General features: G+C 73.4%; 23 protein-coding genes. 10 read left to right on the top strand and 13 right to left on the bottom strand.

Annotation, left to right across the window (positions count from 1 at the left end; genetic code table 11):
- Positions 1 to 35: 35 nt before the first annotated feature.
- From TNCT6_RS31300 to TNCT6_RS31290, 3 genes are all read right to left on the bottom strand, one after another.
- A complete protein-coding gene (locus TNCT6_RS31300) occupies positions 36 to 434 on the bottom strand; it encodes a VOC family protein (protein ID WP_141364379.1) in 399 nt (132 codons plus the stop codon).
- An 89-nt stretch (positions 435 to 523) separates the two neighbouring features.
- A complete protein-coding gene (locus TNCT6_RS31295; RefSeq protein WP_141364377.1) occupies positions 524 to 1,459 on the bottom strand; it encodes a M48 family metalloprotease in 936 nt (311 codons plus the stop codon).
- Complete coding sequence (locus tag TNCT6_RS31290) at positions 1,456 to 1,830, bottom strand: BlaI/MecI/CopY family transcriptional regulator (protein WP_141364375.1); 375 nt, start codon at positions 1,828 to 1,830, stop codon at positions 1,456 to 1,458. The genes TNCT6_RS31295 and TNCT6_RS31290 overlap by 4 nt, the downstream gene beginning before the upstream one ends.
- A gap of 328 nt (positions 1,831 to 2,158) precedes the next feature.
- On the opposite strand from TNCT6_RS31290, the gene TNCT6_RS31285 reads away from it, so the two are divergent.
- Positions 2,159 to 2,866, top strand: a complete 708-nt coding sequence (locus TNCT6_RS31285; RefSeq protein ID WP_141364373.1) for a dienelactone hydrolase family protein — start codon at positions 2,159 to 2,161, stop codon at positions 2,864 to 2,866.
- Between the two features lie 40 nt (positions 2,867 to 2,906).
- Here the strand turns inward: TNCT6_RS31285 and TNCT6_RS31280 are convergent, their stop codons facing one another.
- The 3 genes from TNCT6_RS31280 to TNCT6_RS31270 all read right to left on the bottom strand — a co-directional run bounded on the left by TNCT6_RS31280 (position 2,907) and on the right by TNCT6_RS31270 (position 5,978).
- Positions 2,907 to 3,815: an aldo/keto reductase gene (locus TNCT6_RS31280; protein WP_172633112.1), complete on the bottom strand. Its 909-nt coding sequence runs from the start codon at positions 3,813 to 3,815 to the stop codon at positions 2,907 to 2,909.
- Positions 3,816 to 3,870: 55 nt separating this feature from the next.
- On the bottom strand, positions 3,871 to 5,238 hold the full coding sequence (locus tag TNCT6_RS31275) for an RICIN domain-containing protein (RefSeq protein WP_141366974.1): 1,368 nt from the start codon (positions 5,236 to 5,238) through the stop codon (positions 3,871 to 3,873).
- Between the two features lie 383 nt (positions 5,239 to 5,621).
- Entirely contained in the window at positions 5,622 to 5,978 is a 357-nt protein-coding gene (locus TNCT6_RS31270; protein ID WP_141366972.1) for a YciI family protein, read from the bottom strand.
- A gap of 243 nt (positions 5,979 to 6,221) precedes the next feature.
- Between TNCT6_RS31270 and TNCT6_RS31265 the strand changes: the two genes are divergently transcribed.
- The 3 genes from TNCT6_RS31265 (at position 6,222) to TNCT6_RS31255 (ending at position 10,077) form a co-directional block, all read left to right on the top strand.
- Positions 6,222 to 7,754 (top strand): SDR family oxidoreductase, encoded by a 1,533-nt coding sequence (locus TNCT6_RS31265; protein WP_141364369.1) that lies wholly within the window; start codon positions 6,222 to 6,224, stop codon positions 7,752 to 7,754.
- Between the two features lie 102 nt (positions 7,755 to 7,856).
- Positions 7,857 to 9,230: a deoxyribodipyrimidine photo-lyase gene (locus TNCT6_RS31260; protein WP_141364367.1), complete on the top strand. Its 1,374-nt coding sequence runs from the start codon at positions 7,857 to 7,859 to the stop codon at positions 9,228 to 9,230.
- 238 nt (positions 9,231 to 9,468) lie between these two features.
- Positions 9,469 to 10,077: a sigma-70 family RNA polymerase sigma factor gene (locus TNCT6_RS31255; RefSeq protein WP_253266287.1), complete on the top strand. Its 609-nt coding sequence runs from the start codon at positions 9,469 to 9,471 to the stop codon at positions 10,075 to 10,077.
- 20 nt (positions 10,078 to 10,097) lie between these two features.
- On the opposite strand, the gene TNCT6_RS31250 is transcribed toward TNCT6_RS31255, so the two are convergent.
- Complete coding sequence (locus TNCT6_RS31250) at positions 10,098 to 10,559, bottom strand: SRPBCC family protein (protein WP_253266286.1); 462 nt, start codon at positions 10,557 to 10,559, stop codon at positions 10,098 to 10,100.
- Positions 10,560 to 10,872: 313 nt separating this feature from the next.
- Here TNCT6_RS31250 and TNCT6_RS31245 point away from each other — a divergent pair, with 313 nt between their 5' ends.
- Positions 10,873 to 11,139: a GlsB/YeaQ/YmgE family stress response membrane protein gene (locus TNCT6_RS31245; protein ID WP_141364363.1), complete on the top strand. Its 267-nt coding sequence runs from the start codon at positions 10,873 to 10,875 to the stop codon at positions 11,137 to 11,139.
- Positions 11,140 to 11,170: 31 nt separating this feature from the next.
- Here TNCT6_RS31245 and TNCT6_RS31240 read toward each other — a convergent pair whose 3' ends face one another.
- Both TNCT6_RS31240 and TNCT6_RS31235 read right to left on the bottom strand, forming a co-directional pair.
- Positions 11,171 to 11,947 (bottom strand): GNAT family N-acetyltransferase, encoded by a 777-nt coding sequence (locus TNCT6_RS31240; protein WP_141364361.1) that lies wholly within the window; start codon positions 11,945 to 11,947, stop codon positions 11,171 to 11,173.
- Between the two features lie 131 nt (positions 11,948 to 12,078).
- Entirely contained in the window at positions 12,079 to 12,741 is a 663-nt protein-coding gene (locus TNCT6_RS31235; protein ID WP_141364359.1) for a chaplin family protein, read from the bottom strand.
- 264 nt (positions 12,742 to 13,005) lie between these two features.
- Here TNCT6_RS31235 and TNCT6_RS31230 point away from each other — a divergent pair, with 264 nt between their 5' ends.
- On the top strand, positions 13,006 to 14,613 hold the full coding sequence (locus TNCT6_RS31230) for an alpha/beta hydrolase (RefSeq protein ID WP_141366971.1): 1,608 nt from the start codon (positions 13,006 to 13,008) through the stop codon (positions 14,611 to 14,613).
- Between the two features lie 6 nt (positions 14,614 to 14,619).
- Here the strand turns inward: TNCT6_RS31230 and asnB are convergent, their stop codons facing one another.
- Positions 14,620 to 16,464 carry an asparagine synthase (glutamine-hydrolyzing) gene (asnB, locus tag TNCT6_RS31225; RefSeq protein ID WP_141364357.1) on the bottom strand — a complete coding sequence of 615 codons (1,845 nt, stop codon included), beginning with the start codon at positions 16,462 to 16,464 and terminating at the stop codon, positions 14,620 to 14,622.
- A 436-nt stretch (positions 16,465 to 16,900) separates the two neighbouring features.
- Between asnB and TNCT6_RS31220 the strand changes: the two genes are divergently transcribed.
- Entirely contained in the window at positions 16,901 to 18,001 is a 1,101-nt protein-coding gene (locus TNCT6_RS31220) for a chemotaxis protein (protein WP_141364355.1), read from the top strand.
- 83 nt (positions 18,002 to 18,084) lie between these two features.
- On the opposite strand, the gene TNCT6_RS31215 is transcribed toward TNCT6_RS31220, so the two are convergent.
- Positions 18,085 to 18,498 carry an SsgA family sporulation/cell division regulator gene (locus TNCT6_RS31215; RefSeq protein ID WP_141364353.1) on the bottom strand — a complete coding sequence of 138 codons (414 nt, stop codon included), beginning with the start codon at positions 18,496 to 18,498 and terminating at the stop codon, positions 18,085 to 18,087.
- Positions 18,499 to 18,915: 417 nt separating this feature from the next.
- On the opposite strand from TNCT6_RS31215, the gene TNCT6_RS31210 reads away from it, so the two are divergent.
- Positions 18,916 to 20,370 (top strand): PP2C family protein-serine/threonine phosphatase, encoded by a 1,455-nt coding sequence (locus tag TNCT6_RS31210; RefSeq protein WP_141364351.1) that lies wholly within the window; start codon positions 18,916 to 18,918, stop codon positions 20,368 to 20,370.
- A 21-nt stretch (positions 20,371 to 20,391) separates the two neighbouring features.
- Here the strand turns inward: TNCT6_RS31210 and TNCT6_RS31205 are convergent, their stop codons facing one another.
- Positions 20,392 to 21,885 (bottom strand): hypothetical protein, encoded by a 1,494-nt coding sequence (locus TNCT6_RS31205; protein WP_141364349.1) that lies wholly within the window; start codon positions 21,883 to 21,885, stop codon positions 20,392 to 20,394.
- Between the two features lie 234 nt (positions 21,886 to 22,119).
- Between TNCT6_RS31205 and TNCT6_RS31200 the strand changes: the two genes are divergently transcribed.
- Together TNCT6_RS31200 and TNCT6_RS31195 are read left to right on the top strand one after the other, a co-directional pair.
- A complete protein-coding gene (locus tag TNCT6_RS31200; RefSeq protein WP_141364347.1) occupies positions 22,120 to 23,259 on the top strand; it encodes an aminoglycoside phosphotransferase family protein in 1,140 nt (379 codons plus the stop codon).
- 326 nt (positions 23,260 to 23,585) lie between these two features.
- Positions 23,586 to 25,565 (top strand): N-acetylmuramoyl-L-alanine amidase, encoded by a 1,980-nt coding sequence (locus tag TNCT6_RS31195; RefSeq protein WP_141364345.1) that lies wholly within the window; start codon positions 23,586 to 23,588, stop codon positions 25,563 to 25,565.
- A gap of 76 nt (positions 25,566 to 25,641) precedes the next feature.
- Here the strand turns inward: TNCT6_RS31195 and TNCT6_RS31190 are convergent, their stop codons facing one another.
- Entirely contained in the window at positions 25,642 to 26,139 is a 498-nt protein-coding gene (locus TNCT6_RS31190; RefSeq protein WP_141364343.1) for a hypothetical protein, read from the bottom strand.
- Between the last annotated feature and the right edge of the window lie 19 nt (positions 26,140 to 26,158).

Here is a 26,158-nt window from a genome sequence, read left to right as displayed (position 1 = left end):
CCTAGGGCAGTCGAGCGGTGGTGGTGTGCGGCGGGTCAGTCGGCGTCGGGGGCGGGCTGGAGCAGGTCCCAGCGGTTGCCGTACAGGTCCTCGAAGACGGCGACCGTGCCGTACGGCTCCCGGCGCGGCTCCTCCAGGAAGGTCACGCCCGCCGCCCGCATCCGGGCGTGGTCGCGGGCGAAGTCGCCGGTGTGCAGGAAGAACCCGACGCGTCCGCCGGTCTGGTCGCCCACCCGGGCGCGCTGGGGCCCGGTCCGGGCGCGGGCCAGCAGCAGGGCGGTCCCGGTCCCGTCGCCCGGTTCGACGACGACCCAGCGGGAGCCGTCCGGGCGCGGGGCGTCCTCGGCGAGACGGAAGCCGAGCGCTCCGGTGTAGAAGCGGATCGCCTCGTCGTAGTCGTCGACGACGAGGGTGATCAGGGCGATGCGTCTCACTGGGGCCTTTCGGAACGGGCGATCGTCGGGTGAGGTTATACGTAAAACGTCACCGGCGCCAGTCTTCTCGGGGACCGGTCGGCAGGGGCTCAGCGGGAGGTGTCGCCCTGGGCGACCTCGACCCGGTGATGGAAGTCGATCATGCCGGTCGCCGAGGCGGCGAAGGAGACCGCGGCGCAGGCCATCAGCAGCGCGGCGATCCGGGTCGCGGCGCGGCGTGTGACGTGCGGGGCGGCCAGCAGGGCCTTGACGCGGTGCGGGACCGGGCCGGAGGTGGCGGCGGGGGCGAACTCCGGGCGCACGGAGCGGGCCTCCTGTCCGGCCAGGGCGGCGCGCGCGATGGCACGGGCGGTCAGTCGGCGGTCGCCGACGGCCGCGGCCGCGGCCTCGTCGGCGGCGCGCTCGGCCGCGAGGCGGATCGCCCCGCGGACGCGTCGCAGCGCGGGATGGCAGTGGGCGGCGAGCTCGGCGGCGGCCAGGAAGTAGTGGTGGCCGCCCCGATTGTGGGCCCGCTCGTGGGCGAAGAGCGCCTCACGCTCGGCCGCGTCGAGGCTGCGGAGCATCGCGGTGGTGACGACGATGCGGTGCGGACGGCCGGGCAGCGCGTAGGCGTCCGGGTGCGGGGAGTCCACCACGCACAGGTCGCCGGCGGCGGGCCTGCGGCCGGCCTCCGTGTGCGCGCTGCGGAAGGCGCGGAACTCCCTGAGCGCGGCGCGCCCGAGCGTCCACGCGCACACGGCGAGCACCCCGACGGAGATCGCGGCCGCCGGGACGACCACCAGGTCGGAGGCGGTGGGCAGCGGGTGGACGAGTTCGCCCAGCGCCGCGACGAGGGGCAGCTTGAGCAGGCCGGTGAGGACGAAGGCGCCGAGCGCGGCGAGGGAGCAGCCGGCGAGCACGACCGCGAAGAGAGTGATCATCCACAGCGCGGTGACGGGGGCGAGGCGGTCGAGCGCGCGCCGGGCCAGCGCCGGCGCGGCGAACGGCAGCAGCAGGGGCAGGAGCAGGAGCAGGGCCGCGGTCATCGCTCACCTGGTTCGAGCAGGTCGCGCAGGACGCGCTCGTCGTCGGGGCTGAGCTGGGCGACGAAGCGGGCGAGGACCGTCTCGCGGTCGGTGTCGCGGTCGAGCTCGGAGTGCATGCGGCGGGCGGTCAGCCCGTGCGCGTCCTGGACCGGGTAGTAGGCGTACCCGCGCCCCTGGCGGCGGCGGTCGACCACGCCCTTGTCGTGCAGCCGGGTCAGGATGGTGGTGACCGTGGTGCGGGCCAGGCCGGCGCCGAGGCCCAGCTGGACCTGGCCGGGGGTCCGGGGCGCGCCGGCCGCCCACAGGACGGCCATGACGCTGGCTTCGAGCTCGCCGGCCGGCCTGCGTTCGTCCTTGTCGTCGTCGGTCATGGGTACTTCCTCACCCCGTCGTCGCCCACAGTCGTAGATCGTCTACATGATTGTAGTCAGTCTGGCGCCGTGATCCGCTCGCGGCCTCGCCGCCCGCCCATTATGGAAGGAGCCGCCGGGAACGGCCGCGGGGATGCGCGCACCCGCGCCCCGGTGCGCTCCGGCGGCCGGCCGCGCGACCGGACCGCCGGCACCAGCGTACGAAGGGGCGCGAACCGGACCGTGAACGGCGGGCGGAATCGGCACGGCGAACGCGGTAAGGATCCGGGGAGGCCCTCCGTCACCCCCGGCGGGGCCCGATCCACACCCCGGCAAGGAGTTGAGCGCCATGTCCGAGCGGCCCAGGCCCGCCGAGACGCCCGCCCGGCAGAACGTCACCTTCCCGAGCGCGGGAGCCACCGCGCACGGCTACCTCGCGCTGCCCCCTTCGGGAAGCGGTCCGGGCGTCCTCGTCATCCAGGAGTGGTGGGGGCTGACGGACCACATCGCCGACGTGGCCGACCGGCTCGCCGCCGAGGGCTTCGTCGCCCTGGCACCCGACCTGTACGGCGGCAGCGTGGCGCACGACGCCGACGAGGCCCTGCGGATGATGAAGGCCCTGCCGGTCTCCCGCGGTGTCGAACTGCTCTCCGGCGCCGTCGGCCACCTGCTGTCCCTGCCCGAGGTCACCTCCGGCACGGTCGGCGCGGTCGGCTTCTGCATGGGCGGCGGGTTCGTGCTGTACCTCGCGGCGGTCGAGCCGCGGGTGAGCGCGGCCGTGCCGTTCTACGGCGTCGTCCGCGGCGAGCTGCCCGACTTCTCCGGGCTGCGCGCCCAGCTCCTCGGCCACTACGGGGCGCAGGACCGGAGCATCCCGCCGGAGCAGGTCGAGGAGCTGGGCGAGACGATCCGGCGGCAGTCGGGCGTCACCGCGGACTTCCGCCTGTACCCGGCCGGCCACGCCTTCTTCAACGACCGCCGCCCCAGCCACGACCCAGGATCGGCCGATCGCGCCTGGCAGAGCACTGTGGCGTTCCTGCACCGGCAGCTGGACTGACCGGGACCGCGCGCCGGGACCGGCGGGCGCGGGAGAACGCTCAGTCGGTCCCGGCGTGCAGCGCGTCGAGACGGGCCATCTCCTCGTCGGTGAGGCGAAGGGCGCCCGCGGCCACGTTCTCCACGAGGTGGTCGGGGTTGCCGGTGCCGGGGATGGCCAGTACGTGCGGGCCCTGCTGGAGGGTCCAGGCGATCCGGACCTGTGCGGGTGTCGCGTCGTGGGCCTTCGCGACGGCCGCGACCTCCTCGTCGTGCGCACCGTCCGCCGCCCCCTGGGAGCCGCCCTCGCCCGCGATGGCGAAGAACGGCACGAAGGCGATGCCCGCCTCGCCGCAGACCCGCAGCAGTTCGTCGGTGCCGGGATCGTGGAGATCGAGCCCGAAGCGGTTCTGCACGCACACCACCGGCGCGATGGCTCGGGCCTCTTCGAGGTGGCGCGGCTCCACGTCGGAGACGCCGAGGTGGCGGATCAGGCCCTCCTCGCGCAGTTCGGCGAGCGCGCCGAAGTGCTCGGCGATGGAGTCCTGCCCCATCCGGCGCAGGTTCACCACGTCCAGGTGGTCGCGGCCGAGCTGACGCAGGTTCTCCTCGACGTGGCCGCGCAGGTCGTCGGGGCGCGCGGACGGACCCCACTCCCCCGAGCAGTTCCGGAACGGACCGACCTTCGTGACGACGACCAGACCGTCCGGGTACGGGGACAGGGCGCTGTTGATCAGCTCGTTGGCGGAGCGCCGGGCGGAGAAGTAGAAGGCCGCCGTGTCGATGTGGTTCACGCCGAGCTCGACCGCGCGGCGCAGGACGGCGATCGAACGGGTCCGGTCGCTCGGTGTGCCGAGATGGAAGGCGGCGCTGCCCGTCAGCCGCATCGCGCCGAGGCCGATGCGGTGGACGGGCAGGTCGCCGAGTTCCCAGGTGCCCGCGGCGTCCGCGGTGATCGTTTCGGAGGTCATCGGCGGAGTCTCGCACACCCGCGTGCCGCGGCCCCGTGCGCCGTACGGGCGGATGTCAGGGATATGTGTGGGTGTTCAGCGCGTCGACGGCGGACGCCGGGTTGCCCAGGTCGTAGCGGTCCACGGCGAGGAAGTTGGGCTTCTTGCGTGCGGCGGGCTCGCAGAACCGCTGGGCGCGGTCGGCGAGTTTGGTGTTGTCGGTCTGTGCCGTGGCGGCGATCGTGCTGTCGCGGAAGTGGTTCATCACGAACAGCGGCCGGAAGCCCGGTTCGGTGTGCGTCAGCGGGATGTTGAGGTCGGCGCCGTACCAGCGGCTGTGGCAGGACCAGTCGGACGCGCCGAGGCCCGGCCCCATCGACCAGTGGTTCTCGACCGTCCACTCGCGCTGGTACATCACGCCGAAGCCGTCCCGGGGCAGGCCCGCGGCCTCGTCGGCGGAGCGGCTGTGGTCGGTGAGGATCAGCAGCCGGTCGTTCGCCGCGATCAGGTCGGCCATCCTGGGCCAGCCGCCGTTGCGCACTCCGGTCCGGTCGGGCCGGTAGAGCACGTCGGACAGGCCCCGGACGCGGGCGAGTTCGGCGCGCAGGACGCCCGGATCGACGTAGTCCTCCAGGAACACGGTGACGAACTGGTCGGGGTGCGCCTCCAGGAAGTCCACCATGCGCTGGAGGTCCACCCACAGGGCGACCGGCCTGCTGACCAGGGTGCAGCTGTTGTGGCAGAGGATCGCGCCGTCCGGGGTCTGGTGGATGTCCAGCATGAACCCCCGTACTCCGTCGGCGAGTTGCTGGTTGATGCCACGGCTCTGGTTGGGGAAGAGGTTGACGAACGGCGGGGCGAAACCGCCGTCGACTCCGTTGGCGTAGGCGTTGTGGGCGGTGAGGAAGGTGACCTGGTCGAGGGTGCGCCGGTCCGCCGGCGGCATGGGCCGGGTGTTCGGTGTCACCGGGGTGAGGTACCAGCGGGCCGGATCGCCCGCGGGCCCGATGGCCAACGGGGCCGGGTAGTTGGCGCCGGACGGCTTGGCGGCGACGGTCAAATAGCGTTCGGTGCCGGGTGACTTGAGCGTGTACTGGTCGTCCCCGGCCGGTGCGATCTCCCAGGCCGCCTCCGTGTCGGTACAGGCGACGGTGCGCGCCTGGTCGCCCGAGCGGCCGAGGCAGGTCCCGGTCAGATCGGCGTTCTCCAGGACGTACGACGGCCCGTTCGCCCTCAGGTTCCACTGCTGGTGGTCCTCGTCGCCCCTGGGGTTGTGCTGTTCCACGGCGCCGGCACCGGCGGCCGCCGCGGCCAGACCGGTCGTGACGCTCTGGACGTAGTACGCCCCGGCGGCCGGAGCCTGTGCCGTGGCGCTCGCTGGAGCGGGGGGCGCCACGGCGGCGAGCGCCGCGGTCGTGGCGAGCAGCGCGTGGGGGGTGCGCATGGCGGTGTGCCCTTCGTCCGGACGGTGGCCGTACCCCGGGGGAGCGCCCCGGCGGCCGAGGACACCGTCGGCCAGGATGGTCAGGTGCATGACACCACGCTCGGCGGCCGGACGTCAGCGGAACCGGTCGGCATCCGGCGCGACGTCGAGGGCCCGGCGAGCACGGCCGCACCCCCGCGAGGCCGGACGGAGCCGGTCCTCGTGCGCATGCGCCGGTGGTACCGGGCACGGTGTGGGGGGCGACCGCGGTGGGGGGTTGGGGGCACTCAACCGCAATGGCCTGTACCAGTCAAGGGTATAGACCAGTCAAATCCCTTGCTCCGGCGGGCCGGAGACGGCGCCGCCGCACTCGGCGCCGGCCTCGACGACGCATGCGCCGGGCATCAGTCCCCGGCCGGATGCAGGAACGGCCGCACCTCGATGGGGAGGGTGGTGGCCAGGCCTGCCTTCCGGCCCCATTCCAGGGCCGCGTCCAGGTCGGGCGCCTTGATGAGGCACAGGCCGCCCAGGTACTCGTCACCCTGGGTGTAGGGGCCGTCGGTGACCCGCACCTCACCGCCCCCGGGACGCAGGACGACGGCGGTCTCCGGGCCGTGCAGCCCGCCGGCGAAGACCCAGGCGCCCGCCTCGCGCAGCTCCTGGTGGAAGCCCTCGACGTCGCGCATGATCCGCGCGAGCGCCTCGGCCGAGGGCGGCTCGCCCTCGGCCGGCTGGATCACGCTGAGCAGGTAGTACTTCATGACGTTCTCCTTGGCGTCGTGCCGTCGTCCCACCTCGTACACGAACGGCGGGCCACCGCACCGGCACCTCGCCCGACGGCCTCGGCGGAATCCTTTCCCCGGCCATCGCGGTGCGGCAGCCCCGGCCACGCGATCGGCCCACGGAAAGCACCGGACACGCATCCGCGAGAGCCGTCCCGGTGGAAGTCATGTGGAGGTGATCCGGAGCGTCACAAGGCACCGACACACGAAGGACGAAGACCGATGAACGGTGAGGACACGGGCGACGGGCCGCGCTGCCTGGTGACGGGCGCCACGGGGTACATCGGCGGCCGGCTGGTCCCCGAGCTGCTCGACGCCGGCCACCGGGTGCGCTGCATGGCCCGCTCCCCCGGCAAGCTGCGCGACCATCCGTGGGCGGCTCGCACGGAGGTGGTGCGCGGGGACGTCACCGACCCGGAGTCGGTCGCCGCGGCCCTGCGGGACGTCGACGTCGCCTACTACCTGGTGCACGCCCTCGGCACCGGCAAGCACTTCGAGGAGACCGACCGCCGGGCCGCGCGTGTCTTCGGGGAACGGGCCCGGGCCGCGGGCGTGCGGCGCGTCGTCTACCTCGGCGGCCTGACCCCCACGGGCGTGCCGCGGCGGGAGCTGTCCCCGCATCTGCGCTCCCGTGCGGAGGTCGGCCGCATCCTGCTGGCCTCGGGTGTGCCGACCACCGTCCTGCGCGCCGCCGTCATCATCGGCTCCGGCTCCGCCTCCTTCGAGATGCTGCGCTACCTCACCGAGCGCCTGCCCGTGATGGTCACCCCCAGCTGGGTGGGCACCCGCATCCAGCCCATCGCCGTGCGCGACGTGCTGCGCGTCCTGGTGGGCAGCGCGCGGATGCCCGCCGACGTGAACCGGGCCTTCGACATCGGCGGGCCGGACGTCCTGACGTACCGGGACATGATGCTGCGGTACGCGGCGGTGGCGGGCCTGCCCCGCCGGGTCATCGTCCCCGTCCCGGTGCTCACCCCCCGTCTGTCCAGTCACTGGATCGGCCTGGTCACCCCCGTACCGGCGGCCATCGCGCGGCCGCTCGCCGAGTCGCTGCGCCACGAGGTGGTCTGCCGCGAGCACGACATCCTGCGGTACGTGCCCGACCCTCCCGGGCATCCGATCGGCTTCGACGAGGCGGTGCGGCTGGCCCTGCGCCGGGTCCGCGACGCGCAGGTGACGACCCGGTGGTCGTCCGCGTCGGTGCCCGGCGCGCCCAGCGATCCCCTGCCCACCGACCCCGACTGGGCCGGCGGCAGCCTCTACACGGACCGGCGGGAACGCACGGTGGACGCCCCGCCCGAGGCCCTGTGGCGGGTCGTCGAGGGCATCGGCGGCGACCACGGCTGGTACTCCTTCCCCCTCGCCTGGGCACTGCGCGGCGGCCTCGACCGGCTGGCGGGCGGGGTCGGGCTGCGCCGCGGCCGCCGTGACGCGCAGCGGCTGCGGGCCGGGGACTCGCTCGACTTCTGGCGCGTGGAGGAGATCGAGCCGGGACGGCTGCTCCGGCTGCGGGCCGAGATGCGGCTGCCGGGGCTGGCCTGGCTGGAGATGCGCGTCGGCACCGACGCCCGGGGCCGCACGCTGTACCGCCAGCGCGCGGTGTTCTATCCGCACGGGCTGCTGGGGCACGCCTACTGGTGGAGTGTCTCGCCCTTCCACGCGCTCGTGTTCGGCGGGATGGCCCGCAACATCGCCGGCGCGGCGGCCGAGCAGGCCCGGCTCACCCGGGCGGGGGAACGCACCTCCGTGCGCTGACCCCCGCATCCGCCGGACGCCCCGCGCCCGAAACGATCCGAGCGATCCGGAGCGATCCGGAGCGATCCGTCCGGCCTTCCCGTCCCGTCCACGGAGACCCCCATGAACGTCTCGGTCGTCCTGTTCACCGCCGACCTGCGGGTGCACGACCACCCGCCGCTGCGCGCCGCCCTCGACGGCTCCCGGCACGTCGTCCCGCTGTTCGTCCGCGACCGGGCCGTGGACGCGGCCGGCTTCGCCGCCCCGAACCGGCTGGCGTTCCTCGCCGACTGCCTCCACGGCCTCGACGCGGAACTGCGCCGGCGCGGCGGCCGGCTGGTCGTCCGCGGCGGCGACCTCGTGGACCAGGTGTGCGAGGTGGCCCGCGAGGCGGACGCCGACGAGGTCCACATGGCGTCCGACGTCAGCGGCTTCGCCCACCGCCGCGAGGAGCGCCTGCGGCGCGCGTTGGAGGCGGACGGACGCCGGCTGCACGTGCACGACACAGTGACCACGGCGGTCACGCCCGGCGCGCTGACACCGTCCTCCTCGGACCACTTCGCCGTCTTCACTCCCTACTTCCGGCAGTGGTCGGCACAGCGGCTGCGCGCTCCGCGCGGCGCCCCCCGCACCGTCCGCGTGCCGGACGGCGTCACCTCCGAGGAGCTGCCTTCCCGGCCGGCCGCCGCGGACCTGTCGGCGGGACTGGCGCCGGGCGGCGAGGCGGAGGGCCGCAAGCGGTTGGCGGCCTGGCTGCGCTCCGGCGTCGGCGCCTACGAGGAGCGCCACGACGACCTGGCCGGCGACGCCACGTCCCGGCTCTCCCCGCACCTGCATTTCGGCACCCTCTCCCCGGTCGAGCTCGTGCACCGGGCGCGCGGCGCGGGCGGTCCGGGCGCGGAGGCCTTCGTACGGCAGGTCGCCTGGCGCGACTTCCACCGCCAGGTGCTGGCGGCGCGGCCCGCCGCGGCGAGCGCCGACTACCGCACGAAGCACGACCGGTGGCGGTCCGAGCGGTCCGCGCGCGAGGACGTCGAGGCGTGGCGGGAGGGCCGCACCGGCTACCCGATCGTCGACGCGGCCATGCGCCAGCTGCTGCACGAGGGCTGGATGCACAACCGGGGCCGCCTGCTGACCGCGAGCTTCCTCACCAAGACCCTGTACGTCGACTGGCGGGTGGGCGCGCGGCACTTCCTGCGGTACCTGGTCGACGGCGACATCGCCAACAACCAGCTCAACTGGCAGTGGATGGCGGGCACCGGCACGGACACCCGGCCCAACCGGGTGCTCAACCCCGTCACCCAGGCCAAGCGGTACGACCCCGACGGCACGTACGTACGCCGCTGGGTGCCCGAACTCGCCGGACTGGACGGGCCGGCCGTGCACGAGCCGTGGAAGCTCCGGGGTCCGGCGCGGGCCGCCCTCGACTACCCGGACCCGGTCGTGGAACTGTCCGAGGGGCTGGCCCGCTTCAAGCGTGCCCGCGGACGCGAGTGAGGATCCGCGGGCACCCCGAAAACGACGCAGCATCGATGCAAGTTGAGGACGACGCGCCGGGGATCACACGATGGCGGAACGGGGGCGAGCCCCGGGAACCGTCACAGGAGCCGTCGTCATGACACCGCATCCGACCTCCGTCCCGACCGACACCGCGCATCCCGCTGCCGCTGCCGCTGCCGCTGCCGCGTCGGCTTCCGCTTGCGCTTGCCCTTGCGCTGCGGACCGTCTCACGGAAGTGTCCGCGCGGGAGCCCGACGAGGAGCTCGCGCGCGGCCTGGTGGCGGGCGACGACGCCTGCCTGGCCGCCGCCTACCACCGCTGGTCGGCCCTGGTCCACACGCTGGCCTGGCGGTCCCTGGGGGACTCCAAGGAGGCGGAGGACGTGACCCAGCAGGTCTTCCTCGGTGTCTGGCGGGGCAGGCACGGCTACCGGCCCGAACGCGGCCCGCTCGCCGGGTGGATCGTCGGCATCACCCGGCGCAGGATCGCCGACGCGCTGTCCGCCAGGACCCGTCGCGGGGAGCTGGTCGCGGCCGCCGGGGCGGCCCTGGGCACCGCCGATCCGTCCTGCGGCCGGCCGGAGGCCGCCCTGGACCGCGTGCTGGTCCGGTACGAGCTGGACCGGCTCCCGACCGCTCAGCGGCGCGTGCTGCGCCTGGCCTTCTTCGAGGACCTGACCCAGACGCAGATCGCGGCGCGCACAGGCTGGCCGCTGGGCACCGTCAAGAGCCACGCCCGCCGGGGCCTGCACCAGTTGCGCCGCCGCCTGGAGCAGCAGGCGTGCGGTGAGGACCGGTATGCGATGCACGAACGGTGCGAGAAGCCCGGTCCGGCCCGCGCGTGAGCGGACCGGCTCTCCCCGGGTCAGTGACCGGGCACCAGCCAGGGGTCCTGGGGAAGCGGACTGCCGGTCTCCACGAGGGACTTGAGATTGGACAGGACCGCCGGCCAGCCGCCCGCGACGTCGGCGAGTTCGCCCTCGTCGTTGAGGTCCTCGTGGGTGACGGTGAGGCGGACGATGTCCCCGTGCGGCCGGATGTCGAAGGTGACCCGGGAGTGCCTGTCCGGCCGCTCCGCGTCCTCGGGCGCGGCCCAGGTCGTCACCAGACGGGTGGGGCGGTCGGCCTCGACCACCGTGCCGACCACGTCGGCGACGCCCGAACCGTCGGTGCGGACATGCTCCCAGCGGGAGCCGGGCCGCCAGTCCGAGACATTGCTGTGGCACCAGTACACGGCGGTCAGATCGGCGTCCGTGAGGGCGTCCCAGGCCGTTTCGGGCGTGCTCTCGATGTAGATGACGTACACATAGCTCGGCGGGTCGGGCATGGCTTCCTCGGCTCATCGCTTCACGGCGCCCAACACGCTCGGACGCGGGCGCTCGAACTTGTCGATCCATCGCTCCTGGATCCCGTGGAGCGGGACCGGATCGAGGTGGTGCAGCTTCTCCCGCCCCCCTGCGGATCTCGTCGGCGAGTGCCTTGGAGACCCTGTCCATCCCCGAGTCACCCGCGTGATCCCCTACTCCAGTTGCGCAGGCAGTCACCTGCACGTCAAGCCGGGGCGGTGGATCCGATCGGTGTGGCTCCGGTTCCAGCGGGCATTCGAAGGGCGCGGGGGTCACGACGCAGAGGGGCGGAAGATGGAGATCACGGGCATCATCAGTGCCATCGTCATCGGCTTGATCATCGGTGTCCTGGGACGGCTCGTCGTTCCCGGCCGCCAGCACATAGGCGTTCTCTGGACGATCCTCATCGGCATCGTGGCCGCCCTGGTCGGCGCGGCGATCGCCTCCGCGCTCGGTGTCGCCGACACCAAGGGGGTCGACTGGATCGAGTGGCTCATCCAGATCGCCCTCGCCGCGGTGGGGGTCACCGCGCTGGACCGGGCGAAGGCGGGTCACCGCTGAGCCGGCGACCCCGCTCGGACCGGCAGACGGCTCACGGCTCGTACACGTACGGCGTCGTGGTGGTCAGCGCGACGAAGCCGAGGCGTTCGAGGATGGGGCGGCTCTGGCTGGAGGCGTCGACCTGGAGGTAGCGGTAGCCGCGGTCGGCGGCGGCACGGGCGCGGTGGGCGACGAGGGCGCGATAGATGCCGCGGCCCCGCCAGCCCTCTGCGGTACCACCGCCCCACAGGCCCGCGAACGGTGTCCCGGGCACCAGCTCCATGCGCGCCGCGCTCACCGGCACGTCACCGGCGAGGGCGACGACGGCGACGAGCGTGTCCGGCTCGGCGGCGAGCCGGTCGAGGAGGCGGTGGCGCAGACGGGAGCCGTCCGTACCGAACGCCTGCTCGTGCACGCCGACCAGCAGGTCGACACCCGCCTCGTCGGTGACCGTGCGCAGGCGAACGCCCTCGGGCGGCTCGCCGTCGAGGTGCAGATCGGTGATCTCGCCGACCATCAGCGTCTCCCGCGGCTCGGGGGCGAAGCCGGCGCCCAGCAGACGCCGCCCGAGGTCCGCGGGGCGGTCGTGCCCGTACACCTTCCACTCGAAGGCGAGGCCGGACTCGCCGTAGCGGGCCGTCTGCTCGGCGATCGCGGCGTCCACGCAGGCCTCGTCGAGGTCCGACCACAGCACGCCGTTCCAGTCCTGCTCCGAGCCGACCTGGCGCACCACCTTCCCGGCGCGCTCCACGCGCATGCCGGGGCCGTCGGGGCGAGCGCCCTCGCGCAGGTCCCGGTCGTACAGGGCGAGTACCGCAGCGTGATCCATACCCCGACTGGAACAGACCGCGGACGTCCACGGCAACAGGTTTTCGGTGCGGGACCCGCGCCCCGGGGGCCGCACCGGGCGGAGGCCCACCGGCCAGGTCCGGTGAGCCTGCGCCGCGGTCGCGGGCCGCTTCAGCGGTACGCGCCGGGCCGGCAACGCCGGTACAGGACGGCTCCGCCGAGCACCAGGGCCGCCCCCGCGGCCACCACCGGCACGGTCTGATCCGCGCCGGTGTGGGCGAGCGTCGCCTGCGCCTGCGGCACGGCCGCGGGCTCGATGTCGGTCACGGGCCTCGGCTGCCGCTGCGGTTCGGACCGCACGGGCGGCGCGGGCGTCGGGGCGACGTGGTGCCCCGGGGTGTTCGTCGACGTGTTGCCGGAGGCCGCGTTGCCGATGCCCCCCACGTTCACGCTGTTGCCGGTGACGTTCACCGGAACGTGCACGGGCAGCTGGATGGTGTTGCCGGAGACCACACCCGGGGAATCCTCTGTGCTCGCCTGTGCCGCCGCACCGTCGGCTGCCGGCGTCCGGTCCCTCCCGTCGGACGCGTTGGCGCACCGGTTGCCCGCCGCGGGGTTGAGAAGCCCCACCACGTCCACGGTGTTCCCGCACACGTTCACCGGAACGTCCACCGGCAGCTGGATGGTGTTGCCGGAGAGCACACCGGGTGAGCCGGCCGCGACACCCTCCGCCGCGGCCCCGTCCGCCGCGAAGGCGGACACCGGCATGGCCATCGCCATCGCGCCGGAGGCGGCGGCCACGGCGATCACACTGTTCCGGGTGACCCGTTTCATAGGTTCCCTGCCTTCCAGACATGGTCGCGGGCGCTCACCCGCACCCCGTAAAACGCTGGTGAAGGATTCGGGGTTATGGCCTGTCGTCCTTTCACCCCATCGGGGGGCCTGTTATCGAACGATGCACGAAGCCGCCGGCGCCGGGCGGCGGGTCCCGGTGCGGCGACCGTGCGGCCGGCCGCCGGGAGGCGGCGTTCGGAGGGGCCGCCTAGGGTGGGCGAAGGCCTGTTCCCGGCCCGCGGCGGAGCGTTGCTGGAGGCGTCCATGCCGGCCAAACTGTCGACGCGGCGCACGGCCCGGCGCGGCGCGTGCGTCGGGGCCGTCACGCTCGTCGTCCTCGGCGCGGGACTGCCCGCGGGGGCCGGCAGCGACACGCCGGGTGGCCTGAGCCGGTTCTACCGCCAGAAGGTGACGTGGTCGGCGTGCGAGGCGGGCGCCCCGCCGGACCTGCAGTGCGGCAAGGTCACCGTGCCCCTCGACTACGCGCACCCCGGCGCCGGCACCCTCGACCTCGCCCTGGCCCGCTACCGGGCCACCGGCCCCTCCCGGGGCTCGGTGCTGCTCGACTTCGGCGGCCCCGGCGTCGCGGGCGTGCCCGGACTGACCACCGACGGCAGACGGTTCATGGACCTGACCAACGGTTACGACGTGGTCGCGTTCGACCCGCGGGGCGTCGGCAGGTCCTCTCCGGTCGGCTGCGGCCTGGGCACGGACGACCGGGCCGCACGGACGACCGGCGGGAACGCGAACCTCGGCGACCCGAAGGCCGCCCGCGAGAAAATCACGGCGTGGCAGCGGATGGCCGCCGAGTGTGCCCGGCGCTCGGGCCCGGTCCAGGCGCACATGGGCACCGTCGACGCGGCCCGGGACCTGGACGTGATCCGTCAGGCGCTCGGCGACGACCGGCTCGACTACCTGGGCTTCTCCTACGGGACCCGGCTCGGCGCGGTGTACGCGGCGCTGTTCCCCGGCAAGGTCGGCAGGATGGCCCTCGACGGGGTCGACACCCTGACCGAGCCACTGGCGGAGCAGGGGCTGGTCGCCGCCGAGGCGCAGCAGACGGCGCTCGACGACTTCCTCGACTGGTGCGTACAGGACCTCGCCTGCCCGCTGGGCGACGACCGCCGCGCGGCCGGTGACCAGATGGTCCAGCTCGTCCGCTCGCTCGACGCGAACCCGGTGCCGAACGGGTTCGGCGGCCGGCTGTCGGGCCAGGACCTCGCCCGGGCGGTCGGGCAGGCGCTCTACAGCAGGCGGTTGTGGCCCACCCTGGAACGGGCGATGGCCTCCCTGGTGGAGGACGGCGACACGCACGGCATCGAGGCCTTCACCCTGGGGGGCGGCACCCTGCCGGGACGGCGGAGCGCGCCGCGTCCGGCGGACGGTGGTCTGGTCGGCCCCGCCGGGATACCGCCGGACAACCAGCCCGCCGCGACCATGGCGGTCAACTGCGCCGACGATCCCGACCGGCCCGGTGCCGCGCAGCTCACCAGGGACCTCGGCCGGCTGAGCGCCGAGTACGAGCAGGCCTCGCCGGTCTTCGGCCGCGCCCGGCTGAACGAGCTCCTGATGTGCTACGGCCGTCCCAAGGGCACCGGCTTCATCCGCGAGAAGGTGAAGAACGTCGACACGGCGAGGATGCTGCTGGTCGGTACCCGCGGCGACCCGGCGACCCCGTACCGCTGGACGCTGGAGACGGCGCGGCGGCTCGGCCCGTCCGCCGTGGTGCTCGACAACCGGGCCGACGGGCACACCGGGTACCTGTCCTCCCGGTGCGTGCACAAGAAGGTGAACGAGTTCCTGCTGTACGGCTCCCTGCCGGCCGACGGCAGCTCGTGCGGCGCGGACCGGGAGCCGGACGCGAGCGGCTGACCGGGCTCAGCCGGTGACGATCCGGGGCCGGTACAGGTCCAGCCAGACGGCCAGGTCGAGGGTCCGCTCCAGGCCGCGTCGCGCCGCCTGGTTGCCGCCGAGGGGGGTGTCGCTGTGCGCGAGGCGGCGCAGCCGTTCCTGATCCACGAGGTCGAAGACCGGGTGCCCCGGCCGGCCGAGCAGGTCCTTGGCGTGGTCCTGGAGGGCGAGGGCGTACTTGGGGTCCTGGGTGGACGGGTAGGGGCTCTTGACCCTGTCGTAGACGGACTTGGGCAGCAGGTCCGCGGTCGCCTCCCGCAGCAGGCTCTTCTCCCGGCCGTCGAAGGACTTCAGGGCCCAGGGCGCGTTGTAGACGTACTCGACCAGGCGGTGGTCGCAGTAGGGGACGCGGACCTCCAGGCCGACCGCCATGCTCATCCGGTCCTTGCGGTCGAGCAGGGCCCGGACGAAGCGGGTCAGGTGGAGGTGGCAGATCTGCCGCATCCGGAACTCGAAGTCGCTCTCGCCGTCGAGGCGGCTGACGGCGGCGATGGCGGCGCGGTAGCCGTCGGCGACGTAGGCGCGCAGGTCGAGGGCCCGGGCGAGGTCGGGGCGCAGGACACCGGCGTCGTCGCCGAAGTCGCGCTGGAAGCGCACCAGCCAGGGGAAGGTGTCGGCGCGGCGCGCCTCCTCGTCGAAGAAGTGCTGGTAGCCGCCGAAGACCTCGTCGGCGGACTCGCCGGACAGGGCGACGGTGGAGTGGTCCCGGATGCTGCGGAACAGCAGGTACAGGGAGGCGTCCATGTCGCCGAAGCCCATCGGCAGGTCTCGGGCGTGGACCACCTTCCGGCGGATCTCCGGGTCGGCGAGGGTGTGCGCGTCGAGCACGATGTCCTGGTGGTCGGTGTCGGCGGCGCGCGCCACGTCGTGCACGAACGGCGTGTCGGGGGTGGCGCGCAGGTCGTCCGCGACGAAGTGGTCGCTCTGTCCGACGAAGTCGACGGCGAAGCTGCGCACCTTCTCGCCCTGCTCGGCCAGGCGGCGGGCGGCCAGCGCGGTCATGGCGGAGGAGTCCAGGCCGCCGGAGAGCAGGGTGCAGCGGGGTACGTCGGCCACGAGCTGGCGGCGCACGATGTCGTCCAGCAGGGTGCGCACCGTGGCGACGGTGGTGTCGCGGTCGTCGGGGTGGGGCAGGGTCCGCAGCCGCCAGTAGACGCGGGTGCGCAGGCCGGTGCGGCCGACGGTGACGACGGTTCCGGGCTCGACCTCGCGCATGCCGTCCCAGACGGCGTGGCCCGGGGTCTTGACGAAAGTGAACAGCTCGCGCAGGCCGTCCAGGGTGACCCGGGGTCGGACCATGGGGTTGGCGAGGATGGCCTTGGGCTCGGAGCCGAAGAGGACGCCGTCGGGGGTGGGGTGGTAGTAGAAGGGCTTGATGCCCATCCGGTCGCGGATCATGACGAGTTCGTCGTGGCGGCCGTCCCAGATCGCGAAGGCGTACATGCCGTTGAGGTGCTCGGCCACGGCGTCGCCCCACTCCAGGTAGCCGCGCAGGACGACCTCGGTGTCGGAGTCGGTGGTGAAGCGGTGGCCGCGCGCGGCCAGTTCGGCGCGCAGCTCGGTGAAGTTGTAGGCCTCGCCGGAGTAGACGAGCGCCACCGTGCCGTCGGGGGTGCCGGCGGTCATGGGCTGCCGGCCGCCGGGCAGGTCGATGATCGCGAGCCTGCGGTGCCCGAGAGCCGCCGGTCCCTCGGTCCAGGTGCCGCGGTCGTCGGGGCCGCGGCAGGCCATCGTCTCGGTCATGGCTCGCAGGGTCGCGGCCTCGGCGCGCAGATCGCGGTCGTAGGAGACCCAGCCGGTGATGCCGCACATCCGCTACCTCCTGCCCTCCGGCCCGCCGGAAGGGATCGCTCACCGGCACCGAGCCGGGTGAGCGCCCGACGCCCGGGCGAACCAGTTGCATCGAGCATCTATATGACGAGCGTGTGCCACCGGGGCGGTGGCGGTCAACGCGGCCGTCACCCGGTTGCCACCATGACCCGCTCACTCCGGCCGCACTTTGCTCCCGGAACATCACGGAAGGGGCCTCGCACCAGGGGCGGAGCACCGGGAACCGGCCAAGGGCAAAGACTTCTCCAATGCGCGCGAACGGGGCGGCGCCGGCCCGGGCGGCCCACATGCCGGACGGCCTCGGGCGGGGCACGCCGCGGGCCCTGCGGCGCCTCCGGCGCCCTACCATCGAAAGACCCCGCGCGCGAGCCGAGTTGCCCCGAATGCCTGAAGTGCGAATCGGACCTATCGTGCTGTCATGGAGCACGAGCTGAGTCCCTCGATCCTCACCGAGCTGCGGCGTCCGCGCCCCTACCCGGCGGTGTCGGTGCTGACGCCGACACACCGCCGCGAGCCCGACAACGCGCAGGATCCGGTCCGGCTGCGCAACGTCGTGGCCGAGGCCAAGCGGCAGCTGGAGACCAACCCTCAGGTCACCCGGGAGCAGCGCAACGACGTCGTCCGGCAGCTCGACCAGGCCCTCGCCGAGGTGGACCTGACGTATGCCGAGGACGGACTGGCGATCTTCGCGGCCCCGGGCGAGCACCAGGTGTGGTCACTGTCCCGTACCGTCCCGGAGCGCGTGGTCCTCTCGGACACCTTCCTGACCCGCAACCTGGTCTCCGCGCGGACCGCCGAGCGCCCGTTCTGGATACTGTCCGTCTCCGCGGACCGCGTGACGCTGTGGACCGGCGGCGTCGACCGCGTCACGGAGGACCACACCGGCGGCTTCCCGCTGACCAGGAAACTCGTCGAGAACTTCGACGCCGAACGCCGGATGCAGATCGGCGACGCGCCGAGCACGTTCCGGGACCAGAGCACCCGCCAGTTCCTGCGGGAGGCGGACAGCGCGATGAGCGCGGTCCTGCGGGAGCATCCGCGCCGGCTGTACATCACGGGCGAGCCGGCCGCGCTGTCCGCCCTGGAGGAGGTCGGCAGCGTCGCCAAGTGCGCGGTGCCCGTCCAGCACGGCGGCCTGGCGCACGCCACCCCCGAGGCCGTCTGGCGGGCCATCGGGCCCGTGCACGGCGAGGAGACGCGGGGCGACACCGAGGCGGTGGCCCGGGAACTGGAGGGGGCCCGTGGGCGCAAGGAGTACGCGGCCGGTGTCGACGAGGTCTGGCAGACCGCGCGGGAGGGCCGGATCCGGCTGCTGGCCGTCGAGGAGAACTACCGCGTGACGGTGCGCGACTCCGCCGGCGGCCATCTGGTTCCGGCGGAGAGCGAGGAGCCGGGCGCCCGCGAGGACATCGTGGACGAGATCGTCGAGCAGTGCCTGGAGACGGGCGCCGACGTGCGCTTCGTCCCCGACGGCACCCTGGGCGACGCGCAGGGGATCGCCGGAGTGCTGCGCTACTGACGCCGGACGCGGGCACGGCCGTGCCGGGCACCGGGGCCCCTCCGGGGAGGCCCGGCGGCGCCCGGCGCGGCGGGGCCGCCGGGTCAGACCGTGCCGAAGAGGGTGCTCAGACCGCGGTCGACGGCCGTGGCGAGGTCCTCCTGGCCGGCCGCGACCACCGCGTAGCTGCGCAGCAGGAAGCGGCGCAGCGCCGGGGTCTCGAACTGGAGCAGGGCCAGGCCGGAGGGCGAGTGCAGTTCCAGCACCGTACGGGCCCCTCCGCACGGCCACAGGTGCACGTCCCCGGCCCCGGCCTGCCCTTCGAGTCCTTCCTCCAGCAGGACACGGGCGAAGGTCCACGAGACCGCCGCGCCGTCGAGAGAGGCCTCGGGCGGGAAGTCCACGTGCACGGCCAGCGGGTCGGTGGAGACGTAGCGCAGGGTGGCGGGCACGGGGAGTTCCCGCCCGTCCGCGGTGATCAGGCGGGCGCGGGCGGGCTGCTCGAGAGTGGTGTCCATGATCGGTCTCCCCTGCGGGTCGTCAGGTCGGCCGGTTGTGCCGTTGTCCTTAGGAGCCCGAAGGGGCCGTTCGCATTACGCATGACCCCCCACCAATCCATGTGACCTGTGTCACTCCTTCGACGATCGACCTCGGGCGGTCGACCGGGAGGGAACACACGACCGTAGAACACACGCTTGAACGTCCGGGTACCACCTCCGGACGACCGCCAAATCACGTACGCCGTCTACGTCTTGGCCACCGGGGCGGCTACGCCGAAAGTGCCGGTCAGCCGCCACGGGAAGACTGTGGCATATGCCAGGTGCACCCTCGCATCGCGTCTTGCCAAATGCCTTACGGGGCGCCGTCGGCTGTGCAACAGTCATAGCGGTCCCTCCCACCGCCTCGGCCGTACCGTCCCCGTATCGGAGTGCGCCATGCCGCCCCACGTGTCCGCGGACCGCTCCCCCGCCCAGCCACCAAGGGGCGGGTCGGTCGACGCGCTGATCTCACAGGCGCGCCGGCTCAGGGGCGAGGTGGACGCCGTACGGCGGGACGCGGAGGGCGACGCCTCGGATCCGCGGGGCCGGTGGGAGCGTGCGCTGTGCGATCTGGCGCTGCGCCAACTCAACGATCTGGACGAACACCTGGCGCAGTTACGGGACGGCCCGCCACCGGTGCCCGCGGCACCGGCGGCCGAACCCGGCACACCGGCCGTCCCGTCGCGCGGTCCGCTGCTCAGCCGGGTCGGCAGCGCCGAGTGGAACCTGCTGACGGACGAGGCCGCCTGGTCGGGCGAGCTGTTCCTGATCCTCGGCCGCGACCCCGCCGTTCCCCCGCTCACCCTCGACGAGCTGCCCTCCGTGGTGCTGGAGGAGGACCGGCCCCGGCTGACCGCCATGGTCACCGACTGCCTGGTCGACGCCAGGCCGATCGACGGGGAGTTCCGCATCGTGCGGCCCGACGGAGCCGTCCGCGCGGTGCACATGATGGGCGAGCCCGTGCTCGACGCCGACGGCGGCACCACCTCGATGTGGGCGGTGCTGCGGGACGTCAGCGAACTGCGGCTCAGTCAGTCGGCGGTGCGCGAGACCCGTGACTCGCTGCACCGCCACCGGCGTCGCACGCAGACAGAGCACCGGCTCGCGGTCGAGCCGCAGGAAGCCGCGCTCCCCCCGTGGCGCGGCTCCCTGCGGCTCCCGCGCCGAGGCCGCCCGAGGCTCGACCTGGCCGCCCACCACCTGCCGTCCCCGACCGGCACGCCGATCGGGGCCGACTGGTACGACGCGCTGGAGCTGTCCGACGGCGACACCCTGCTCAGCGTCGGCGGACTCACCGGCCGCGGGCCGGGGGTGGCCTCGGGCACGGCGCTGCTGCTGGGTGCCCTGCGCGGCATGGCGATGGCGGGGGCCCGGCCGGGCCAGCTGATGACCTGGCTCGACCAGCTGCTGGACGCCACCGTGCAGCCGGCTCTGGGCAGCGCCGTCTGCTGCCGTTACCGGCCCGCCACCCGCACCCTGACCTGGGCGCGAGCAGGACACCCCGCCCCGCTGCTGTTCCGCGGCGGGACGGGGCGGATCCTGGACGCCCCGGACGGCGTCCTGCTCGGCGCCGCTCCGGGAGCCTCCTACGGGCAGGCCGAGGAGACCCTGGAGACGGGCGACCTGCTCCTGCTGCACACCGACGGACTGGTGCCGCGACGGGAGTCTGCGCGCTCCAGCGCAGCCGAGACCGAGGGAAGCACGGCCACCGCACACCGTCTGCTCGACCTGGCCCCGCGGTTCGCCGCGGCGCGCCGCGCGCAGGAGTGCGTACGGACGGTCGTGGAGGAGTTCGGCGGAACCGGGCGCGAGGACGACGCCTGCGTGCTGGTCGCCCGAGTGACGTCGTAACCCGCGTACGGAACCGGGACCCTACGCCGGTGCGCTGCCGGTGTTCCTGCCCTTCGGCTTGGGCAGGGCCAACCGGATCTCCTCCCGCAACTCGCCGACCTTCGGATAGGTGGCGTACTCGGCGGTGAGCCGGTACATCTCGCGCAGCCGGTCCCAGGTGCGGCGGGAGGAGTTCGATCCCATCGCCATCAGAGCCAGCCGTGCGTACCGGTCCGCCTGCTCGGGGTCGTCCGCGATGAAGCAGGCGGAGGCCATGGACAGATGGTCGAAGATCTTCGACCGCTCGCGTCCGTCGACGCGCAGGGCCAAGGCCTTCTCCGCGTAGTGCTGGGCGTGCGCGGCCGCGTTCGGGTCGTGCTCCGCCAGCGTGCGGTACGCGAGCGCCGTCATGCCGTACAGATCCTCGTCCTTGAAGGTCTGCATCCAGTCGAGCGGCTCCGCGTTGCCGGTGTCCGAGACGAAGAGGTCCTCCGCCTGTCCGAGGGTGCGGCGCATCGCCTGGCCCTTGCCCATCGAGGCCTGCGCCCAGGCCTCGATGGTGTGGAACATCGCCTTGGTGCGCGGCTGGAGGCGGTCGCCCGCGCCGGAGTGGGCGAGCTTCATCAGGTCCAGCGCGTCGTCGGGCCGGCCCAGGTGCACCATCTGGCGCGCCGCGCGGGACAGCGCCTCCCCGGCGCGCGGCCGGTCGCCGCCCTCCCTGGCGGCGTGGGCGGCGATGACGAAGTACTTCTGGGCGGTGGGTTCCAGGCCGACGTCGTGGGACATCCAGCCGGCGAGCACCGAGAGGTTGGCGGCGACGCCCCACAGGCGCCGCTGGAGATGGGGTGGGTGGCGGTAGGCGAGCATGCCGCCCACCTCGTTGAGCTGGCCGACCACCGCCTTGCGTTGCAGCCCGCCGCCGCGGGCGGCGTCCCAGGCTCGGAACACCTCCACCGAGCGTTCGAGTTCCTCGATCTCCTGCGACCCGATGGGGGCGGCGTCGTAGCGGTCGAACCCAGCGGGGTCGGCGTGCAGGGGATGGTCGAGGGCGGGGGTTTCGGTCTTGAGTGTCGGATCGGATTGCAGCCAGTCGTGCATGGCGCTGCTGAGTGCGGAGCCCGCGGCGAGCGCGGCGCCCGCGCCCACCAAGCCGCGTCGGTTGAGCATGAGGTCCATTCCCGTGAATTCGGTGAGGACCGCGGCGGTCCGCTCGGGCGCCCACGGCACTCCGTCGGGATGTTCCGCACTCCCGTCGCCCTGCCGTTTCCCTGTACGCCCGTGCCGTACCAGACCGAGGTCCTCGATGGTCACGACACGGCCGAGACGCTCGGTGAACAGGGCCGCCAGCACCCGCGGTACGGGATCGCGCGGGATCTCTCCCATGTCGATCCAGCGCCGCACCCGAGAGGTGTCGGTCGCCAGCTGGGGGTGGCCCATGGCCGCCGCCTGCCGGTTGACCAGCCTCGCGAGTTCCCCTTTGGACCAGCCGGCCAGGCCGAACAGGTCCGCGAGACGGGTGTTGGGTTGTCCTGTCACGTCAAGCCCCCAGGTACTCGGCTGAGTTGACAGTAGACCCGCCGCGACTTGCCGGGCGACTATTCGCCAGGGTTCGCCAGGGTGCGCCACATGGTGTGCCAGTGCGCACCGGGTGTCAGGTAGGAACGCGCCACCCCGACCCGGTCGCCGAGGGACATTCCCCAGGGTGCACCCGGGCGTCCGGGCCGGGAGCGCGCTGAAGTATCAGGCACACGAAGGGATCGGTCCCGCCCCATGTATGCAGCATCGTCCTCCGTGTCCGCCCCGCCCCGGTCGCTGCGCACCCGTCAGGGCACCGGCGGCCCCCACCTCGACCCCCTGCGTCCGGCGGCCCCCCCGCTCGGTGCCGGCCGGGCGCGGCACGCCATGGGGCCCGGCACGCAAACGCTGAGCGGGAGACTCGACTTGTCCGGCCCGCAGGGCGCGCAACTGCGCACGGCGATCGCCTCGGTGCACCGGATCTGCCCGGAGTTCGCTCCGGTGCAGGTGCTGCGCCGCAGCGGGCGGTCCGTGCTCCTGGTCGGCACCATCGGGCGCAGCACCGCTGTCGCCAAGTGCTTACTCGACCACTCCCCCGCGTGGGCGGAGCGCTACCGGCACGAAATAGCCGCATACCGCTCGTTCGTCCGGCACCGGCCGCCGGTCCGGGTGCCCCGGCTGATCGCGGCGGACCCGGACAACTGCACGCTGGTGATCGAACGGACGCCGGGACGGGTGGCCGCCCTGCAACGGCACCCGGTGGAGGCCCCGCCCCGGGCGGACATCGGGGCTGCCCTGGGCGCGATCTGCCGGCTGAACGCATGGCGGCCGCCGGCGGGCACGTTCGACGCCCCGCTGGACTACGCCGCCCGTATCTCCCGGTACCACGAGCTGGGTCTGCTCACCGACCGCGACCTGGGTGACCTGCAGAAGCTGCTGCACGGCATCGCGCACGCCGCGGGCCGGCAGGGCATGGGCCAGTTCTGCCACGGCGACGCGTTGCTCGCGAACGTCCTGCTCTCCCCGGCCGGCCCCGTGCTGGTGGACTGGGAGCACGCGGGCTGGTACCTGCCGGGCTACGACCTGGCGACGCTGTGGTCGGTGCTCGGCGACGCTCCGGCGGCGCGGCGGCAGATCAGCCAGCTCGCCCAGTCGGCCGGCCCGGCCACGCGGGACGCGTTCCTGGTGAACCTGATGCTCGTGCTCACCCGGGAGATCCGCACCTACGAGACGGCCGTGCAGCGCTCCATGCACGATACGGCCCCGGCGGCACCGGGCACGGCCCACCCGGGTGCTGCGCCGTCCGGCGAGGAACAGCGGCTGCTGCTGCGGCGGCTCCACGACGACTGCCAACTGGCCCGCCGGGCCGTACGCGCAGCCGTCGGCACTCGCTGACGGGGACAACGGTCCGCGGGCACCCATCGACCGGGTGCCCGCGGTCCTTTGTCATGCCCTGACAGCTCCGCCGCTCGCCCCCTTCGCCCCGTCCCCGGCCCGGCTCTCGTTCAGCTCTTTCGGAGCAGTGGCCGTAGGGGCCATTGGTGTAAGCCACTGACGCCGCGCAGGCCTCGGGGGTGCCGTGCAGAAACTCGCCGAGATGCCGTTTGACATGGGGAATCGCCTTCCTGTGCACATGATTGACGGATCGTCGGACAGCCGGTACCACTGATCCACGCCGGCCCCGCACGCCCCGCTACGCCCGAGCGCCCCAGGAGGCTGCATTGCGAGGATCCGCCATCGACCCCAGACCCGTGCCGGGACGCAGAAGCGCGCGCAGCGCGGCGGGGGTCGTCGCCTCGGCGGCGCTGCTGCTGCCGCTGCTGGGCGGCACCCCGTCCGCAGGCGCCGCCACGGACGACACCGGAAGGTTGCAGCGGGCGTTCGCCTCCGCGTCCGCCGAATACCACGTGCCGCTCAGCGTCCTGCTGGGCGTGTCCTATCTGCAGTCGCGCTGGGACGGGCACAGCGGCGCCCCGAGCGTGACCGGCGGCTACGGCCCGATGCACCTGACCGACGCACGCACCGCGCTCGCCGAAGCCCCGCACCACAGTGAGGGCACGGAGGACGCGCGCGGGGACGACGCGCGGCCGGCCCTGCACCCCGAGACGAAGACGCCGGCGGAATCAGCCGTGCCCGCCCGGCTGAAGACGCTGCCCAAGGCGGCCGGGCTGACCGGGATCCCCGCCGCGCGGCTGCGTGCGGACGAGTCGGCGAACATCGCGGGTGGCGCGGCCCTGCTGGCGGCCGCCCAGAAGAAGCTCGGCGAACCGCTGAGCGCGGATCCGGCCGCCTGGTACGGCGCGGTGGCCCGGTTCTCCGGCGCGGACGACAGCGCCACGGCGGCGGCCTACGCCGACGACGTGTACAACGTGATCCGCTCCGGTGAGCGGCGCACCACCGATTCCGGCCAGTTGGTCGTCCTGGCCGCGCGGCCCGGCGTCGCCCCGCGCACCGACCAGTTGACGCTGACGGCCCTGCCGCACCGTTCGGCGGAGGGTACGGAGTGCCCGGCCTCGGTGTCCTGCGAGTGGATCCCGGCACCGTACGAGGAGTTCGGCGGTGACGACTACGGCAACCACGACCTGGGCGACCGGCCGAAGACGCAGTCCATCCGGTACATCGTCATCCACGACACGGAGGGCCGCTGGGACGGCGTCCTCAATCTGATCCAGGACCCCACCTATGTGTCCTGGAACTACACGCTGCGCTCCACCGACGGGCACATCGCCCAGCATGTGAAGGCCAAGGACGTGGCCTGGCACGCGGGCAACTGGTACATCAACGCCAAGTCGATCGGCCTGGAGCACGAAGGTTTCCTCGCCTCGCCGGACGCCTGGTACACGGAGGCGATGTACCGGTCCTCGGCGCGCCTGGTGAAGTACCTCGCGCGCAAGTACGACATCCCGCTGGACCGGCAGCACATCCTCGGCCATGACACCGTGCCCGGGCCGACCTCCGCGAGCATCCCGGGCATGCACACCGACCCGGGCCCGTACTGGGACTGGCAGCACTACTTCAAGCTGCTGGGCCGCCCGTTCGAGCCGTCCGCGGGCAAGAACGGCGGCCTGGTGACGATCCGCCCCGACTACGCGACGAACCAGCCCGAGTACACGGGCTGCGTCACCAGCGGCCGGCCCTGCGCCGCGCACGGCTCCAGCGAGGTGCGGCTCTACTCGCAGCCCGACACCACCTCGCCGCTGATCAAGGACCTCGGCCTCAGGCCGGACGGCAGCCCGTCGACGATCGACGTGAACGACGTGGCCTCGCGGGTGGAGACCGGGCAGCAGTACGCGGTCGCCGGCCGGCAGGGCGACTGGACGGCGATCTGGTACCTGGGCCACAAGGCCTGGTTCCAGAACCCGGCGAAGCAGCCGGCGGCGGTGGACGCGGCCGGAACGGTGGTGACGCCGAAGGCCGGGCTGGACAGCGTGCCGGTGTACGGCAGGGCCTACCCGGAGACGGAGGCCTATCCGGCGGGCGTGCCCGTCCAAGCGGTGTCGCCGCTGCCGTACAAGCTGCTCGCGGGCCAGAAGTACGTGGTGGGCGGCCTGCAGCCGGGTGAGTACTACTACTCGGCCACCTTCACCACGGCGTCGCACCGGGTGGTGGTCGGCAAGGACATGTACTACCAGATCCAGTTCGGCCACCGGGTGGCGTTCGTGCGGGCCGCGGACGTACGGGTGGAGCCGTCGTCCCGGTAGCGGGCCGAGGTCGTCCGTCGTACGAGAACGTGAGGGGCCGGTCCCGTGGGGGCCGGCCCTTGCGCGTGGCGCCGGGTCAGCCCTGCTGGAACAGCTCCGCGGGCAGCGGCTTGAGCAGGGCGTACAGGTCGTCGGTGATCGGCCGGTCCCAGGCGGCGATGGTGACCAGGACGCCGTCGCTGCGGTCGAACTGCACGCAGGAGATACGGCTCTCGGAGAGCTTCAGCCGGCGCACGATCAGGAGGTTGTCGCCCTGGAGCACGGGCATGTCCTCGCTTCCGACGACGGTGACCTCCTCGTCGTTCTCCAGGGCCAGCAGCAGCTGCGCCACCTCGAAGGGCACCTCGCCCTCGGCGACCTCGCGGGCGACCGAGCCCTCGGGCAGATTGCCGATGATCATCGCGGTGCCGCGGCCGCCGAACAGGTCGTAACGCAGGAACACGCCCTGGCAGGTGCCGTCGGGCGCGGGCAGCAGACCGGCGCCCAGGTTGCCGGGCCAGTCGCCCGGGTCCATGGCCAGGACGTCGAAGTCGGGCCCGGCGGGCGTGGCGTTGCGGCGGCGGAGGAACGACATGCCGCCATGGTACGTGCCC

Origin of the sequence: Streptomyces sp. 6-11-2 (assembly GCF_006540305.1) — a bacterium.
In the GTDB taxonomy this organism is placed as follows: domain Bacteria; phylum Actinomycetota; class Actinomycetes; order Streptomycetales; family Streptomycetaceae; genus Streptomyces.
The sequence above is the reverse complement of the archived record's forward strand: the minus strand, read 5'-3'. Positions and strand labels throughout refer to the sequence as shown.

Coding starts and splice junctions, on each gene's coding strand:
- TNCT6_RS31295 (WP_141364377.1), bottom strand. CDS start 1,459: ATGACCGCGGCCCTGCTCCTGCTCCTGCCCCTGCTGCTGCCGTTCGCC.
- TNCT6_RS31290 (WP_141364375.1), bottom strand. CDS start 1,830: ATGACCGACGACGACAAGGACGAACGCAGGCCGGCCGGCGAGCTCGAA.
- TNCT6_RS31285 (WP_141364373.1), top strand. CDS start 2,159: ATGTCCGAGCGGCCCAGGCCCGCCGAGACGCCCGCCCGGCAGAACGTC.
- TNCT6_RS31280 (WP_172633112.1), bottom strand. CDS start 3,815: ATGACCTCCGAAACGATCACCGCGGACGCCGCGGGCACCTGGGAACTC.
- TNCT6_RS31275 (WP_141366974.1), bottom strand. CDS start 5,238: ATGCGCACCCCCCACGCGCTGCTCGCCACGACCGCGGCGCTCGCCGCC.
- TNCT6_RS31270 (WP_141366972.1), bottom strand. CDS start 5,978: ATGAAGTACTACCTGCTCAGCGTGATCCAGCCGGCCGAGGGCGAGCCG.
- TNCT6_RS31265 (WP_141364369.1), top strand. CDS start 6,222: ATGAACGGTGAGGACACGGGCGACGGGCCGCGCTGCCTGGTGACGGGC.
- TNCT6_RS31260 (WP_141364367.1), top strand. CDS start 7,857: ATGAACGTCTCGGTCGTCCTGTTCACCGCCGACCTGCGGGTGCACGAC.
- TNCT6_RS31250 (WP_253266286.1), bottom strand. CDS start 10,559: ATGCCCGACCCGCCGAGCTATGTGTACGTCATCTACATCGAGAGCACG.
- TNCT6_RS31245 (WP_141364363.1), top strand. CDS start 10,873: ATGGAGATCACGGGCATCATCAGTGCCATCGTCATCGGCTTGATCATC.
- TNCT6_RS31240 (WP_141364361.1), bottom strand. CDS start 11,947: ATGGATCACGCTGCGGTACTCGCCCTGTACGACCGGGACCTGCGCGAG.
- TNCT6_RS31235 (WP_141364359.1), bottom strand. CDS start 12,741: ATGAAACGGGTCACCCGGAACAGTGTGATCGCCGTGGCCGCCGCCTCC.
- TNCT6_RS31230 (WP_141366971.1), top strand. CDS start 13,006: ATGCCGGCCAAACTGTCGACGCGGCGCACGGCCCGGCGCGGCGCGTGC.
- asnB (WP_141364357.1), bottom strand. CDS start 16,464: ATGTGCGGCATCACCGGCTGGGTCTCCTACGACCGCGATCTGCGCGCC.
- TNCT6_RS31220 (WP_141364355.1), top strand. CDS start 16,901: ATGGAGCACGAGCTGAGTCCCTCGATCCTCACCGAGCTGCGGCGTCCG.
- TNCT6_RS31215 (WP_141364353.1), bottom strand. CDS start 18,498: ATGGACACCACTCTCGAGCAGCCCGCCCGCGCCCGCCTGATCACCGCG.
- TNCT6_RS31210 (WP_141364351.1), top strand. CDS start 18,916: ATGCCGCCCCACGTGTCCGCGGACCGCTCCCCCGCCCAGCCACCAAGG.
- TNCT6_RS31200 (WP_141364347.1), top strand. CDS start 22,120: ATGTATGCAGCATCGTCCTCCGTGTCCGCCCCGCCCCGGTCGCTGCGC.
- TNCT6_RS31190 (WP_141364343.1), bottom strand. CDS start 26,139: ATGTCGTTCCTCCGCCGCCGCAACGCCACGCCCGCCGGGCCCGACTTC.